At 67.7% G+C, this 14,824-nt stretch carries 13 protein-coding genes; 2 read left to right on the top strand and 11 right to left on the bottom strand.

The genetic code is table 11. From position 1 onward, the window contains the following. Nucleotides 1–401: 401 nt before the first annotated feature. The 4 genes from ACTWJ5_RS19430 to ACTWJ5_RS19415 all read right to left on the bottom strand — a co-directional run bounded on the left by ACTWJ5_RS19430 (nt 402) and on the right by ACTWJ5_RS19415 (nt 4,467). Complete coding sequence (locus ACTWJ5_RS19430) at nt 402–1,253, bottom strand: shikimate dehydrogenase (protein ID WP_444436344.1); 852 nt, start codon at nt 1,251–1,253, stop codon at nt 402–404. 4 nt (nt 1,254–1,257) lie between these two features. Further along, a complete protein-coding gene (gene aroQ / locus ACTWJ5_RS19425) occupies nt 1,258–1,698 on the bottom strand; it encodes a type II 3-dehydroquinate dehydratase (protein WP_253390608.1) in 441 nt (146 codons plus the stop codon). A gap of 193 nt (nt 1,699–1,891) precedes the next feature. Next, nucleotides 1,892–2,731 (bottom strand): aldo/keto reductase, encoded by an 840-nt coding sequence (locus tag ACTWJ5_RS19420; protein WP_256511652.1) that lies wholly within the window; start codon nt 2,729–2,731, stop codon nt 1,892–1,894. Continuing rightward, complete coding sequence (locus ACTWJ5_RS19415) at nt 2,698–4,467, bottom strand: FAD-dependent oxidoreductase (RefSeq protein ID WP_444436343.1); 1,770 nt, start codon at nt 4,465–4,467, stop codon at nt 2,698–2,700. Before ACTWJ5_RS19415 ends, ACTWJ5_RS19420 begins: the two co-directional genes overlap by 34 nt. A 771-nt stretch (nt 4,468–5,238) precedes the next feature. On the opposite strand from ACTWJ5_RS19415, the gene ACTWJ5_RS19410 reads away from it, so the two are divergent. Continuing rightward, nucleotides 5,239–5,547 (top strand): LasR-specific antiactivator QslA, encoded by a 309-nt coding sequence (locus tag ACTWJ5_RS19410; RefSeq protein WP_253390605.1) that lies wholly within the window; start codon nt 5,239–5,241, stop codon nt 5,545–5,547. 113 nt (nt 5,548–5,660) lie between these two features. On the opposite strand, the gene lpdA is transcribed toward ACTWJ5_RS19410, so the two are convergent. Genes lpdA through ACTWJ5_RS19390 form a run of 4 tightly spaced genes read right to left on the bottom strand, consistent with a single transcriptional unit; the run spans nt 5,661 to nt 10,626 of the window. After that, nucleotides 5,661–7,067: a dihydrolipoyl dehydrogenase gene (gene lpdA, locus ACTWJ5_RS19405; protein ID WP_069864502.1), complete on the bottom strand. Its 1,407-nt coding sequence runs from the start codon at nt 7,065–7,067 to the stop codon at nt 5,661–5,663. A 5-nt stretch (nt 7,068–7,072) separates the two neighbouring features. Next, complete coding sequence (locus ACTWJ5_RS19400) at nt 7,073–8,344, bottom strand: dihydrolipoamide acetyltransferase family protein (protein ID WP_444436342.1); 1,272 nt, start codon at nt 8,342–8,344, stop codon at nt 7,073–7,075. Next, nucleotides 8,345–9,397 carry an alpha-ketoacid dehydrogenase subunit beta gene (locus ACTWJ5_RS19395; RefSeq protein ID WP_009622837.1) on the bottom strand — a complete coding sequence of 351 codons (1,053 nt, stop codon included), beginning with the start codon at nt 9,395–9,397 and terminating at the stop codon, nt 8,345–8,347. It lies immediately after the preceding gene. After that, nucleotides 9,394–10,626, bottom strand: a complete 1,233-nt coding sequence (locus ACTWJ5_RS19390) for a 3-methyl-2-oxobutanoate dehydrogenase (2-methylpropanoyl-transferring) subunit alpha (RefSeq protein WP_444436341.1) — start codon at nt 10,624–10,626, stop codon at nt 9,394–9,396. The genes ACTWJ5_RS19395 and ACTWJ5_RS19390 overlap by 4 nt, the downstream gene beginning before the upstream one ends. A gap of 272 nt (nt 10,627–10,898) precedes the next feature. Here ACTWJ5_RS19390 and ACTWJ5_RS19385 point away from each other — a divergent pair, with 272 nt between their 5' ends. Beyond that, the gene (locus ACTWJ5_RS19385) at nt 10,899–11,360 is read left to right on the top strand and encodes an Lrp/AsnC family transcriptional regulator (protein WP_074981758.1); all 462 of its coding nucleotides are present in this window, start codon (nt 10,899–10,901) and stop codon (nt 11,358–11,360) included. 317 nt (nt 11,361–11,677) lie between these two features. On the opposite strand, the gene ACTWJ5_RS19380 is transcribed toward ACTWJ5_RS19385, so the two are convergent. The 3 genes from ACTWJ5_RS19380 to hemN form a co-directional block, all read right to left on the bottom strand. Continuing rightward, complete coding sequence (locus ACTWJ5_RS19380) at nt 11,678–12,226, bottom strand: adenine phosphoribosyltransferase (RefSeq protein WP_074981760.1); 549 nt, start codon at nt 12,224–12,226, stop codon at nt 11,678–11,680. A 99-nt stretch (nt 12,227–12,325) separates the two neighbouring features. Next, on the bottom strand, nt 12,326–13,060 hold the full coding sequence (gene anr, locus ACTWJ5_RS19375; RefSeq protein WP_009622830.1) for a transcriptional regulator Anr: 735 nt from the start codon (nt 13,058–13,060) through the stop codon (nt 12,326–12,328). A gap of 158 nt (nt 13,061–13,218) precedes the next feature. Then, the gene (gene hemN, locus ACTWJ5_RS19370; protein ID WP_074981762.1) at nt 13,219–14,601 is read right to left on the bottom strand and encodes an oxygen-independent coproporphyrinogen III oxidase; all 1,383 of its coding nucleotides are present in this window, start codon (nt 14,599–14,601) and stop codon (nt 13,219–13,221) included. Between the last annotated feature and the right edge of the window lie 223 nt (nt 14,602–14,824).

Raw genomic sequence — 14,824 nt, 5'->3', positions numbered from 1 at the left:
TCAGGTTTGACTCTGGAACTGGGTTGGCGTCCGTAACCCTCTCCCCAGCCCTCTCCCTGAAGGGAGAGGGGGCTAGTCCGTGCCGAGAGAAGGCCTGGTTTCAACCGGCAATCTCCGTACTAGCCGGCTAACGCCGAAACACCAACGCACACCGAACGGTCCCCTCTCCCTTCAGGGAGAGGGTTAGGGAGAGGGCGCTCTTCAACGCAAACACCACAGGCCCAGGGAGCGTAGGGCGAATAACGCTCCGCGTTATCCGCCGCCTGACCGTGGTCGAGCACCCGCTGGTTGTAGAACAGGGCTCCGCTTTGGTGGCCGATGAGGCGTCCAGCAGAACCTCGCAGCTGGGCAGGGGGCCAGGTGTATCGGCGTATAACCGCGAACGGTTATACGCCCTACGCTCAATCCAGGCTGCGGAAGTGGGCTTGCATCCGCTGCGCATCAGCCGGCCGGCCGCTGAACAGCTCGAAGGCCTTCACCGCCTGGAATACCGCCATGGTGCCGCCGTCCAGCGTGCGGCAGCCGAGGCTGCGGGCGTGGCGCAGCAGTTCGGTTTCCAGAGGGAAGTAGATGATCTCCGCCACCCACAGCTCGGCGCGCAGCAGCTCCACCGGCAGCGGCGTGCCGGGCAGCTTGGCCATGCCCACCGGGGTGGTGTTGACCAGGCCGTCGGCCACCGCCATGGCGGCCGGCAGGTCGGTGCAGAGCAGCGCCCGGCCATGGCCGAAATGCTGGTTGAGGTTGTTCACCAGGGCCTCGGCGCGGGCCGGGTCCACTTCGTAGACGCTCAGTTGCTCCACGCCTTCGCTGAGCAGCGCGTGGGCCACCGCCGCGCCCGCGCCGCCGGCGCCCAGTTGCACCACGCGGTTGCGCTTCACGTCGGCCAGGCCGCGGCGGAAGCCTTCGGCGAAGCCCAGGCAGTCGGTGTTGTGGCCGACGCGCTTGCCGTCCTTCAGCACCACGGTGTTCACCGCGCCTATGCCGCGCGCTTCCTCGGAGAGTTCGTCCAGCAGCGGGATGATCGCCTGCTTGCACGGGAAGGTGATGTTCAGCCCGGTGAAGCCCAGGCGCTGGGCGCCGTCGAGCAGTTCGGGCAAGGCGTCGAGGTTCAGCTTCAGCTGGTCCAGGTCGATCAGCCGGTACAGGTAGCGCAGGCCTTGGGCGTCGCCTTCGTGCTCGTGCAGGGCGGGGGTGCGCGAGGCCTGGATGCCGGCGCCGATCAGGCCGGCGAGGATGGAGGTCTTCTGGCTCATGGCATCAGCCCCGCAGCAGGTGGGCGAAGTGGTCGAGGGCCAGGCGGTAGCCGTTGCTGCCGAAGCCGGCCAGCACGCCCACGGCGATGCCCGAGACGAAGGAGTGGTGACGGAACTCCTCGCGCTTGTGCACGTTGGACAGGTGCACCTCGATCACCGGCAGCTCCACCGCCGCCAGGGCGTCGCGGATGGCCACCGAGGTGTGCGTCCAGGCCGCCGGGTTGATCACGATGCCGGCGCAACGGCCGCGCGCTTCGTGGATCCAGTCGATCAGCTGGCCCTCGTGGTTGGTCTGCTTGAACGCCACCGGCAGGCCCAGTTCGTCGGCGCGCGCCTGGCACAGCGCTTCGACGTCGGCCAACGTCTCGTGGCCGTAGGTGGCCGGTTCGCGGGTGCCGAGCAGGTTCAGGTTGGGGCCGTTGAGGATCAGGATCGGGAGGGGCATGCGGGTGTCTCTTGTAGGTCTTGTCGCCGCTGGAGTGCGGCCATCAGAAAATGTACTAAATGGTTACTTTCGTCAATTGGCTCGCCGGGCTCTAGGCGAAATCGCTGCAAGCCAGGCGTGGCAAGGCCCGGCGCGGTTTCTGGCCGGGCCGGGCGGAAGGAGGGAAATGCGGAAGTGTGCGATCAGCGGACGGTCAGTCCCACTTCGGGGCGAATTCCGGGCTGACCAGGCGGACGTTCTTCGGCAGGGCGGCGATCTGCGCGCGGTCCTCGTCGTCCAGGCGCAGGTCGAGGGCGGCGAGGTTGGAGCGCTGGTTGGCCAGGCTGGCGGCCTTGGGGATGGCGGCCACGCCATCCTGCTCCAGCAGCCAGGCCAGGGCCACCTGGCTGGGCAGCACGCCGTGGCGCTGGGCGATGGCCTGGATCGCCGGCTCCTCCAGCATGCGCCCGCGGCCCAGCGGGGTGTAGGCGGTGAGGGTCATGTCGTGGGCGCGGGCGTAGTCCAGCAGCGGCTGCTGGTTCAGCATCAGGTGGTATTCGACCTGGATGGCCGCCAGCGGCGCGCCCAGGGTTTCCACGGTCTCGCGCAGCAGCGCCAGGGGGAAGTTGGCCACGCCGATGGCGCGCGCCTTGCCGCTGTCGCGGGCGGCCACCAGGGCCTCGACGCTGCGCTTGAGGCCGTCGCCGACCAGGCTGCCGTTCTGGCCCGGCCAGTGGATCATGAACAGGTCCAGGTAGTCGCTGCGCAGCGCGCGCAGGCTGTCGTCCAGGGACTGGGCGAGGTCGGCCGGGGCCAGGCGGTCCCACCAGACCTTGCTGGTGACGTGGACGTCCTCGCGGGGCACCGGGCTGTCGGCCAGCGCCTGGCCCACGGCGTCCTCGTTGTGGTAGCCGGCGGCGGTATCGATGTGCCGGTAGCCCAGTTCCAGGGCCTGGCGCACGGCGGCGCTGCACTCGGCGCCGGTCAGCGGCCAGGTGCCCAGGCCGAGCTTGGGCATGTTCAGGCCGTGGCGGTTGCGGATGCGTGCTTGCATGGGGTGGCTCCTGTTTGGGGTTCGTAGTCGTGGGCGCCGGCGGCGTGGCGGCCGGCGACGTAGCCGAAGGTCAGCGCCGGGCCGAGGTTGATGCCGCCGGAGGGATAGTGGCCGCCGAACACGCTGGCCATGTCGGTGCCGGCGGCGTACAGGCCGGGGATCGGCTGGCCGGCGCCGCCGAGCACGCGGGCCTGGCCGTCGGTCTTCAGCCCGGCGAAGGTGCCGAAGCAGCCCGGCTGCACTTTGACCGCATAGAACGGGCCGTGCTCGATGGGCGCGACGCAGGGGTTGGGGCCGGGGTTGGCCGCATCGCCCTGCTTGCGGTTGAAGGCGGTGCTGCCGCGGCCGAAGGCCGGGTCCTCGCCGTTGCGGGCGTAGCGGTTGAAGTCGGCGACGGTCTGCGCCAGGCCCTGCGGGTCGATGCCGCAGACCTGCGCCAGTTGCTCGATGCTGGCGCCGCGCTTGAGGTAGCCGCTGCGCAGGTGCGCGCCGATGGGCAGCGGTGCCGGGCGCACGTAGCCCAGGCCGTAGCGGCGCAGGAAGCGCTGGTCGCAGACCAGCCAGGAACAGGGTTCCTGGTCCTCGGGCAGGGCGGCGAGCATCGCGCTGACGTAGTCGTAGTAGCCGTGGGCCTCGTTGACGAAGCGCCTGCCGTTGGCCAGCACGCCGATGATGCCGGGCTTGCCGCGCTCGATGATGTGCGGGAAGTGGCCGACGCTGCCGTCGCGGTGCGCCACCTTCGACACCGGGGCCCAGGCCACGGGGGAGCGCAGGTTCGTCTCGACGCTGCCGCCGGCGGCTTCGCCCAGGCGCAGGCCGTCGCCGGAGCAGGACGTCGGCGGCAGGGCGAGGTTGGCGTGGCCACTGGCGTCGCGGGGGAACAACTGGCGGCGGCGCTCGGGGTCGTTGGGGAAGCCGCCGGCGGCGAGGACCACGGCCTTGGCGCGGATTTCCAGTTCGCCGCGCGGTGTCTGCACCACGGCTCCGCGTACGGCTCCATCCTCCAGCAGCAGGCGCTGCGCCGGGCAGGATTCCATCAGGCGCACGCCCAGGTCTTGCGCCGACTTGGCCAGGCGCGCCACCAGCGCCACGCCGTTGACCAGGTGCACCGCGCGGCCGTAGCGGGCCAGGTGGTAGAAGTGGGCGAGCACGCGCTTGGCCACGTGGACGAACGCGCGTGGCGAGCGGGTCATGTTGAGGAAGGCGGCCAGGTCGGCGCCGGCCATGATCGGCATGCCGAGGAAGGATGTCTCGCGCATCGTCCTGCGCAGGCGCGGCAGCAGGTCGCCCACCTCTCGGGCATCGTAGGGCGCGGCTATCACCTGGTGGCCGCCGCTGGCGGCGCCGGGGGTGTCGCCATGCATGTCGGGGATGCCGTTGCCGTCGGCGAACTGCAGGCGGGTGTGCTGCTCGAAGAAGGCCACCATGTGCGGCGCGGCTTCGAGGAAGGCGTCCACCCGCGCGGCGTCGTAGTAGTCGCCCAGTTCGTTGCGCAGGTAGGTGCGCGGCTGCTCGATGTCTTCCTCTATGCCGGCGCGGCGCGCCAGCGGGTTGCGCGGCACCCAGGCCCAGCCGCCGGACCAGGCGGTGGCGCCGCCGAACACCGCGTCTTTCTCCACCAGGATGACCTTCTGGCCGTGCCAGGCGGCAGTGACGGCGGCGGCCAGGCCGGCGGCGCCGGAGCCGATCACCAGCAGGTCGCAGTCGGTGGGCGGCAGGTTCGGGGCAGGGGACATGGGCAGGGGACTCCGCGGGGATTGTTTTTGGAACTTGGTTCCATAATCTGGTTTGGGGCGGAGAGAAGGCAAGCTGCCGGGCACAACTACTGGTCGATAATCGGTCGGAGGGTGGACGTAGGATGGGTTGAGCGAAGCGATACCCATCATTCATCGGGGCGCTGGGCTGATTATTTCCATGCAAGGCATGGTGGTGGGCTGGGCCTCGCCCCTCTCCCTAACCCTCTCCCTGAAGGGAGAGGGGACCGTTCGGAGTGCTCGGGTATTTCGGAGTTAGCCGGATATTACGGCGTCCGGCTGAAGCCATGCTTTCAGCCGGCACGGACAAGCCCCCTCTCCCTTCAGGGAGAGGGCTGGGGAGAGGGGTACGGACGCCAACCCAGCTCCAGAGTCAAACCTGACGCCATTGTTCGCGAGCAAGCTCGCTCCTACAGATATTTCCGGCATTCCCTGAAAATTGGGAAAGCTCACGCGTGAGCCTGCGATACTTCGCCTTGTTGCGCCTGAGTGGGGCTCGCTAGGGTTCGTCCGTCACGGCGATTGTCGTGATCGGGTGTGGAAACCCGGACCAACTATGCAGGCGCGGTAGCGCCATAGCTGTTCAGCTGGCGCTTTTTTGTGCCCGCTGTACGTCGTTCTATGGCGGGCCGTGCAAGGCGGGCTTCGGCCCGGCCGGGTCCTGCATAGCCGGTATTTCCACCCTTGCACGGCCTGCCACCCCAACTGTGGAAAGTTTGGGTGGTGGCTTCCGAACCTATCTATGCAGGAGTGATGGATATGCACCGCCCAGCTTTTACCCGCGCGCACCACCCGACTGAAAAACTCTTCACCACCCACATCCCCGCCGCTGACGGCCAGCCGGCGCTGGAGCTGTTCTGGCTGCAGGACTGCCAGGCCGCCATCGATGCCGGGCAGCGACGCGCCGAGCGCTGGTTGATGGAAAAGGAGCCGGCCAGCCTCTGGGCGGTCCTGCTGGTTGGCCGCGAAGGGCAGGTTCCGGAGGGGCAACGCACGGCGTACGAGGTGGCTTTCCTGGCGCGCTTGCAGCAGCGTTTGTTGGCGCAGGAGGCGGGCAGCTAGCGGCGTGGGCGTCGATGGGTTTCGCAGGCTCAACCCATCCTACGGGTGCCAGGTGTGTGCGACGTAGGATGGGTTGAGCGCAGCGATACCCATCGGCGGGTATCGCAGGGGGCTCAGATATGCAGCGCGTGCCCCAGGGCGCGCAGGGCGGTTTCCTGTACCGCTTCGCCGAGGGTCGGGTGGGCGTGGATGGTGCCGGCTATGTCTTCCAGGCGTGCGCCCATCTCGATGGACTGGACGAAGGCCGTGGAGAGTTCCGATACCGCCTTGCCCACTGCCTGCCAGCCGAGGATGAGGTGGTTGTCGGCGCGGGCCACCACGCGGACGAAGCCGTCGTGGGCCTCCAGGGTCATGGCGCGGCCGTTGGCGGCGAAGGGGAAGTTCGCCGTCAGCACTTCGTGGCCGCTGGCGCGGGCCTGGTCCGGGGTGAGGCCGACCACCACCACTTCCGGGTCGGTGAAGCACACCGCCGGGATCGCTGCGGGGGTGAAGGCGCGGCGCTTGCCGGCGATCAGTTCGGCGACCATCTCGCCCTGGGCCATGGCGCGGTGCGCCAGCATAGGTTCGCCGGCGATGTCGCCGATGGCCCAGACGTTGCGCATCGAGGTACGGCACTGCTCGTCGATCTTCACCGCGCGGCCGTCCAGGTCCAGGTGCAGGCTCTCCAGGTTCCAGCCTTCGGTGTTGGGTCGGCGGCCGACGGCGACCAGCACCTGGTCGGTCTCGATCACCCGTTGCTGGCCCTGGCCGTCGCGCAGGCGCAGGCCCTTGCCGTCGGGCTCCAGGCCGACCACGCTGTGGCCCAGGTAGAGTTCCACGCCGAGCTTGCGCAGGGCCGCCGTCACCGGCTTGGTCAGTTCTTCGTCGTAGCTCGGCAGGATGTGCGGCTGGGCTTCCACCACAGTTACTTCCACCCCCAGCTTGCGGTAGGCGGTGCCCAGTTCCAGGCCGATGTAGCCGCCGCCGATCACCGCCAGGCGCTTGGGCAGGGCCTTGGGCGCCAGGGCTTCGGTGGAGGAGATGACCTTGCCGCCGAGCGGCAGGAAGGGCAGTTCCACCGAGCGCGAACCGGCCGCCAGCAGCAGGTGCTCGGTGTGGATGCGCTGGGTGCCGCCGTCGGCCAGGGCGACTTCGACGGTCTTGCCGTCGACGACCTGCGCCCAGCCGTGCACCACGCCCACGCCGTGCTTTTTCAGCAGCGCGGCGACGCCGGTGGTCAGGCGGTCGACGATGCCGTCCTTCCATTCCACGGTGCGCTGGATGTCGATGTTCGGCGCCTGCACGCTGATGCCCAGCGCCGATTTGCCTGCGAACTCGCGGGCCTTGAGGTATTCCTCGGCGGCGTGGATCAGCGCCTTGGAGGGGATGCAGCCGATGTTCAGGCAGGTGCCGCCCAGGGCCGCGCCTTCCACCAGCAGGGTGCGGATGCCCAACTGCCCGGCGCGGATGGCGGCGACGTAGCCGCCGGGGCCGCCGCCGATGATCAGCAGGGTGGTTTCCAGTGTCTGGTTCTGCTTCACGGCGGTCACTCCAGGAACAGGGTGGCGGGGTGTTCGAGCAGGGCGCGCACGGCCTGGATGAAGGCCGCCGCGTCCATGCCGTCGACCACCCGGTGATCGAAGGACGAGGACAGGTTCATCATCTTGCGCACCACGATCTGGCCGTTGACCACCATGGGCCGCTCGACCATGCGGTTGACGCCGACGATGGCCACTTCCGGATGGTTGATCACCGGCGTGCTGACGATGCCGCCCAGCGCGCCCAGGCTGCTGAGGGTGATGGTCGAGCCGGAGAGTTCCTCGCGGCTGGCCTTGCCGTGGCGCGCGGCCTCGGCCAGGCGCGCCACTTCCGCGGCGTTGCCCCAGAGGTCGCGGGATTCGGCGTTGCGCAGCACCGGCACCATCAGGCCGCTGTCGCTCTGGGTGGCCACGCCCAGGTGCACCGCGCCGTAGCGGGTGATGACCTCGGCTTCGTCGTCATAGCGGGCGTTGAGCTGCGGGAACTCGCGCAGGGCCACCACCATCGCGCGGGCGATGAAGGGCAGCAGGGTGAGCTTGCCGCGGCTGGCGCCGTACTTGGCGTTGAGGTGCTGGCGCAGGTCCTCCAGGTCGGTGACGTCGATTTCCTCGACGTAGCTGAAGTGCGGGATGCGCCGCTTGGCCTCGGCCATCTTCTGGGCGATCTTGCGGCGCAGGCCGATGACCTGGATCTGCTGCTCGTCGTGGCGCGCGGCGTAGCCGGAGGCGACCACCGCGCCGCCGTGGGCCAGGTACTGGTCGAGGTCGTCGTGGAGGATGCGCCCGGCGGGGCCGGAGCCCTGCACGAACTGCAGTTCCACGCCCAGGTCGCGGGCGCGTTGGCGCACCGCCGGGGAGGCCAGCGGCTTCTCGCCGGGGGCGCGGCGCGGGGCCGGCGCGGCGGCTGCCGGGCGAGGCGCAGGGGCCGGTTTCGCTTCGGCGCGCGGGGCTTCCCTGAGCGGCTGGGGTTTCGCTTCGGCTTCTGCGGCGGGCGCGCTTTCATGGGCTTTGGCCGCGGCTTCGCGGTGGTTGCCGGCACCTTCCACTTCCAGGCGCACCAGTTCGCCGCCCACGGCCATCACCTGGCCGGGCTCGCCGCCCAGGGCGAGAATCCTGCCGGAAACCGGCGAGGGAATTTCCACGGTGGCCTTGTCGGTCATCACTTCGGCCAGCACCTGGTCCTCATGGACCTCGTCGCCGACCTTGATGTGCCATTCCACCAGTTCCACTTCGGCGATGCCTTCCCCGATGTCCGGCATCTTGATCACGTGAATGCCCATTCAGACCTCCATGGCACGCTTGAAGGCGGCGCCGACGCGGGCCGGGCCGGGGAAGTAGTCCCATTCCTGGGCGTGCGGATAGGGGGTGTCCCAGCCGGTCACGCGGGCGATGGGGGCTTCCAGGTGGTGGAAGCAGTTTTCCTGCACCAGCGACATCAGCTCGGCGCCGTAGCCGCAGGTGCGGGTGGCCTCGTGGACGATGACGCAGCGGCCGGTCTTCTTCACCGACTCGACTATGGTGTCCAGGTCCAGCGGCCAGAGGCTGCGCAGGTCGATGATCTCGGCGTCGATGCCGGTTTCCTCGGCTGCGGTCTGCGCCACGTAGACGGTGGTGCCGTAGGTGAGCACGGTCAGCTCGCTGCCCGGGCGGGCGATGGCCGCCTTGTCCAGCGGCACCCGGTAGTAGCCTTCGGGCACCTGGCTCTGCGGGTGCTTGGACCAGGGCGTCACCGGGCGATCGTGGTGGCCGTCGAAGGGGCCGTTGTACAGGCGCTTGGGTTCGAGGAAGATCACCGGGTCGTCGTTCTCGATGCAGGCGATCAGCAGGCCCTTGGCGTCGTAGGGGTTGGACGGCATCACCGTGCGCAGGCCGCAGACCTGGGTGAACATCGCCTCCGGGCTCTGGCTGTGCGTCTGCCCGCCGTAGATGCCGCCGCCGCAGGGCATGCGCACCACCATGGGCACGACGAAGTCGCCCACCGAGCGGTAGCGGATGCGCGCCGCCTCGGACACCAACTGGTCGGTGGCCGGGTAGACGTAGTCGGCGAACTGGATTTCCACCACCGGGCGCAGGCCGTAGGCGCACATGCCCACCGCGGCGCCGACGATGCCGCTCTCGGAGATGGGCGCGTCGAACACCCGCGAGGTGCCGTACTTCTTCTGCAGGCCTTCGGTGCAGCGGAACACGCCGCCGAAGTAGCCCACGTCCTGGCCGAACACCACCACGTCGTCGTCGCGTTCGAGCATCACGTCCATCGCCGAGCGCAGCGCCTGGATCATGCTCATGCTGGTGAGCGCCTGGGCGTTCTCGTGTTGCGGATTCATGGCGTTCATACCCCGAGCTCCTGGCGCTGCCGGCGCAGGTGTTCCGGCAGGTCCTTGTAGACGTCGTCGAACAGGCTGGCGGCGCTGAAGACGTGGCCGTCCACCAGCGAGCCGTGGCGTTCGGCCTCTTTCTGCGCGGCCATCACTTCGGCTTCCAGTTCCTTGTGCAGCGCCTCGTGCTGTTCCTCGCTCCAGATGCCCAGGGCCAGCAGGTGCTGCTTCAGGCGGGCGATGGGGTCGCCGAGGGGGAAGCTGGTCCAGTCGTCGGCCGGGCGGTACTTGGACGGATCGTCCGAGGTGGAGTGCGGGCCGGCGCGGTAGGTGACCCACTCGATCAGGCTCGGCCCAAAGCCGCGGCGGGCGCGTTCGGCGGCCCACTGCGAGGCGGCGTACACGGCGAGGAAGTCGTTGCCGTCCACCCGCAGCGAGGCGATGCCGCAACCCACGCCGCGGTTGGCGAAGGTGGTGCCTTCACCGCCGGCGATGGCCTGGAAGGTGGAGATCGCCCACTGGTTGTTGACCACGTTGAGGATCACCGGCGCGCGGTAGACGTGGGCGAAGGTCAGCGCGGTGTGGAAGTCCGACTCGGCGGTGGCGCCGTCGCCGATCCAGGCCGAGGCGATCCTGGTATCGCCCTTGATCGCCGAGGCCATGCCCCAGCCCACCGCCTGGATGAACTGGGTGGCGAGGTTGCCGGAGATGGAGAAGAAGCCCTTCTCGCGGCTGGAGTACATGATCGGCAGCTGGCGGCCCTTGAGCGGGTCCTGCTCGTTGGAGAGCAACTGGCAGATCATGTCTTTCAGCGGGTAGTCGCGGGTGATCAGGATGCCCTGCTGGCGATAGGTGGGGAAGCACATGTCGCCGTCGCGCAGGGCCATGGTGTGGGCGGTGGCGATGGCTTCCTCGCCCAGGCACTGCATGTAGAAGGACATTTTCTTCTGGCGCTGCGCGGTGAGCATGCGGGCGTCGAAGATGCGCGTCTTGAGCATCAGGCGCAGGCCGCGCAGCAGTTGTTCGTGGCTGAGCTGCGGGTCCCAGGGGCCGAGGGCGTTGCCCTGGTCGTCGAGCACGCGCACGAGGCTGTAAGCGAGGTCGGCGGTCTGCGCCGGCTCGACGTCGACGTCGGGCTTGCGCACTTCCCCGGCGGGGGACAGGTGCAGGTAGGAGAAGTCGGTCTTGCAGCCCGGGCGCCCGGTGGGTTCGGGGACGTGCAGGCGGAGGGGAGCGTAGTCGGTCATGGTGGGTCTCCAGTTGTGATCGGGGGTGGGGATCAGCAGACGGAAGACGCCGGACCGGGCGGGTGCGACTGGCCTGGTTGGGCGACGGTGCGGGTGCCGCGCGCGGTAGCGCGGCAGGTGCTGACATCACTCATGGTGAGGTCCTCGTTCGTTGTTCTTGTGATTTCAGTATAGGTGTGACCGGCTGGTTTTTTGCTCCAATTTGACTAGCTTTGGACAGAAGATTTAGTGTCTTTGAACTACAAAAACCCTCTTCCGTAGAAGTGAGCGCCATGGCCGACATCGACCGCACCGACCTCAAGATCCTCCGCGCCCTGGCCGACGACGGCCGCCTGAGCTGGCGCGACCTGGCGCAGAAGATCGGCCTGTCGCTGACGCCGACGCTGCGCCGGGTGCGGCGCCTGGAGGAAGAGCGGTACATTCAGGGCTATTTCGCCCAGCTCGACGAGGAGCGCCTGTCCGGGGCCATGAGCGTGTTCGTTTCGGTCACTCTGGAAAAACAGACCGGTGATTACCTGGCGCGGTTCGAGGAAAGCATCGTCCAGGCGCCGCAGGTGATGAGTTGCTTCCAGATGACCGGCGATGCGGACTACATGCTGCGCGTGGTGGTCAAGGACCTGGCGGCCTACCAGGCCTTCCTCACCACCACCCTGACGCAGATTCCCGGGGTGGCCGGGATCAAGTCGGCGTTCGCCTTGAAGTCGGTGCTCAAGCGCTCGGCACCGCCGATTTGAGGATGTAGGAGCGAGCTTGCTCGCGAATGGGCCTCCGCAGCGGAGTCTGTTCGCGAGCAAGCTCGCTCCTACGAAAAGCCGTGCTTGCCTGTAGGAGCGGATTTATCCGCGATTGCGCCGGCAGGGCCGGCGCATATGCCATCGCGGACGGAGTCCGCTCCTACGCGTCATGCCCGTCTTCGAGACAGCCTGTGCGGTCGTGGTGATGGGTATCGCTTCGCTCAACCCATCCTACGGGAAAGCGCCGTGCTTCCCGGCAACCTGTAGGAGCGGGCCCTGCCCGCGATTCGCGCGCAGGGCGCGCTCCTACATGCTCCTCACTGCTCGTCGAGGGCGAAGGCGGTGAGGCTGTAGGTGGGGATGCCGGCGTCGGCCAGCTTGGCCGAGCCGCCGAGTTCCGGCAGGTCGATGATGGCGGCGGCTTCCAGGACCTTGGCGCCCATGCGCCGTACCAGTTGCGCGGCGGCCAGCAGGGTGCCGCCGGTGGCGATCAGGTCGTCGAAGATCAGCACGCTGTCGCCTTCGCACAGGCTGTCGGCGTGCACTTCCAGCAGGGCTTCGCCGTACTCGGTCTGGTAGGCCTGGGCCAGCACGTCGGCGGGCAGCTTGCCCTGCTTGCGGAACAGCACCAGCGGCTTGTTCAGTTCGTAGGCGATGATCGAGCCGATCAGGAAGCCGCGCGCGTCCATGGCGCCGATGTGGCTGAAATCCGCTTCGACGTAGCGCTGGATGAAGCTGTCGGCGACGAAGCGCAGCGCGCGCGGCGACTGGAACAGCGGGGTGATGTCACGGAACACCACGCCGGCCTTGGGGAAGTCGGGGACCGCGCGGATCACGGATTTCAGGTCGAGCTGGTTGAGGATCATGCTGGCAAGGTACCTGGTGACTGCTTTGCGAAGCCCCAAAGTATAACGGGCCCGCCACAAGGCGAGCCCGTTTTGCGCGATGACCGGAAGGTCGCGCCTTCAGCTTTCCATCTGGCCGCCGGCCAGGGCGCACAGCTCGATGGAGTCGAGGATGCGCACTTCCTTGCCTTCGGCGGCGATCAGGCCGTTCTGCTGGAAGCGGGTGAACACCCGCGACACGGTTTCCACCGCCAGGCCCAGGTAGTTGCCGATCTCGTTGCGCGACATCGCCAGGCGGAACTGCTGGGCGGAGAAGCCGCGGGCGCGGAAGCGCGCCGAGAGGTTGACCAGGAAGGTGGCGATGCGCTCGTCGGCGGTCTTCTTCGACAGCAGCATCATCATCTGCTGGTCGTCGCGGATTTCCCGGCTCATCACCCGCATCAGCTGGCGGCGCAGCTGCGGCAGTTGCTCGGACAGCTCGTCCAGGCGCTCGAAGGGAATCTCGCAGACCGAGGTGGTCTCCAGGGCCTGGGCCGACACCGGGTAGGCCTCGGTGTCCATGCCGGACAGGCCGACCAGCTCGCTGGGCAGATGGAAGCCGGTGATCTGCTCTTCACCGCCGTCGGTGATGCTGAAGGTCTTCAGCGCGCCGGAACGCACCGCGAACACGGAACCGAAGGCGTCGCCCTGGCGGAACAGGAACTCGCCCTTCTTCAGTGGCCGGCCGCGCTTGACGATTTCGTCGAGGGCGTCCATGTCGTCGTTGTTCAGCGACAGGGGCAGGCACAGCGGCGCCAGGCTGCAATCCTTGCAATGCGCTTGCGGCAGGGCGCGCACCTTGATGGTTTCGGCCATGGTTGATCCTTGGGTGGAAAGGCACAAGAAACGCAAGGGTAACGCACCCAAGGGTTCGGCTGCCAGCTTGCCGGATGGATTTCAGAACATTCCGGCGTTTATTCCGAAACCTTATGTAAAAAAGTCCAGATTCGTACTTAATCTCTAAGCAGATTCCTTCAGATAACCCGCGAGAACCGCTGCAGGTTCTGGTGCGGCAGGTAATGGTCGAAGAGCATGCACAGGCTGCGCACCAGCAGCCGGCCGGCGGCGGTGACGTCGATGCCGCGCGGGCTCAGCTCGATCAGGCCGTCCTTGGCGAAGCGCTCCAGCTCGTCCCAGATGTCGGCGAAGTAGCCGTGGAATTCGATGTTGAAGCGTTCCTCGATGCTTTCGAAGTCCAGCTGGAAGTGGCAGATCAGCTGCTGGATCACCGCGCGGCGCACGCGGTCGTCGGCGTTGCAGTAGAGGCCGCGGCGGGTGGCCAACTGGCCGTTGTCCAGGCTGTTCTGGTAGTCGTTGATGTCGGCGCTGTTCTGGCAGTAGAGGTCGCCGATCTGGCTGATCGCCGAGACGCCCAGGCCCACCAGGTCGCAATGGCCGTGGGTGGTGTAGCCCTGGAAGTTGCGTTGCAGGGTGCCGTCTTCCTGGGCGCTGGCCAGTTCGTCGTCGGGCAGGGCGAAGTGGTCCATGCCGATGTAGCGGTAGCCGGCGGCGCTCAGTTGCTCGATGGTGCGCTGGAGCATTTCCAGTTTCTGCGCGGGGGAGGGCAGGTCCTGGACGTTGATGCGCCGCTGCGGCATGAAGCGCTCGGGCAGGTGCGCGTAGTTGAACACCGAGAGGCGGTTGGGCTGCAGGCCGATGACCTGCTCGACGGTGCGGGCGAAGCTGTCGGGGTTCTGCTTGGGCAGGCCGTAGATCAGGTCGATGTTGATCGAGCGGTACTGCAGGGTGCGCGCCGCGTCCATGATGGCGCGGGTCTCGTCGAAGCTCTGCAGGCGGTTCACCGCCTGCTGCACTTCCAGGTCGAAGTCCTGCACGCCGACGCTGACGCGGTTGAAGCCCAGCTCGCGGAGCAGGCCCATGGTCGACCAGTCGGCCTCGCGCGGGTCGATCTCGATGCCGTAGTCGCCGGAGTCGTCCTCCATCAGGTTCAGGTTGGCGCGCAGCTGGCCCATGAGTTCGCGCAGCTGGCCGGGGCTGAGGAAGGTGGGGGTGCCGCCGCCGAAGTGCAGCTGTTCCACGCACTGGTCCTTGCCCAGGTGGCGGCTGACGATCTCGATTTCGTGGATCAGCCGGGCGAGGTAGGGCGCGCTGCGCCCGCGGTCCTTGGTGATGACCTTGTTGCAGGCGCAGTAGTAGCAGATGTTGGCGCAGAACGGGATGTGCACGTAGAGCGACAGCGGCCGATCGGCCTTCTGGCTGTTGCGCAGGGCATGCAGCATGTCGAAGGGGCCCACGCCTTCGTGGAACTGCACGGCGGTGGGATAGGAGGTATAGCGCGGGCCGGACAGATCGTAGCGACGGATCAGATCTGTGTCCCAGCGGATATTGTCGAGCATGCCGCAGTCCCCGAATCAGGCGAGCTTTTCGGCGCAGTCTAGGGAGACTGTGGGAAAAGCCTCTTGACCTGCATCAAGCGGTCGCAGGGGGTACCTCGTTGGAGGGGCTTGCTTGTGAGCAGTGGTGTTGGGGTTGGCTTTGGAGTTGGGGTGGAGTCCGTGACCCTCTCCCCAGCCCTCGGCTGCGCGCCCCGCCCTGAAGGGAGAGGGGGCCTGTCCGTGC

It is taken from the genome of Pseudomonas sp. A6 (assembly GCF_052367875.1).
Lineage (GTDB): Bacteria > Pseudomonadota > Gammaproteobacteria > Pseudomonadales > Pseudomonadaceae > Pseudomonas > Pseudomonas citronellolis.
This window is presented reverse-complemented; position numbering and strand designations above follow the sequence as displayed.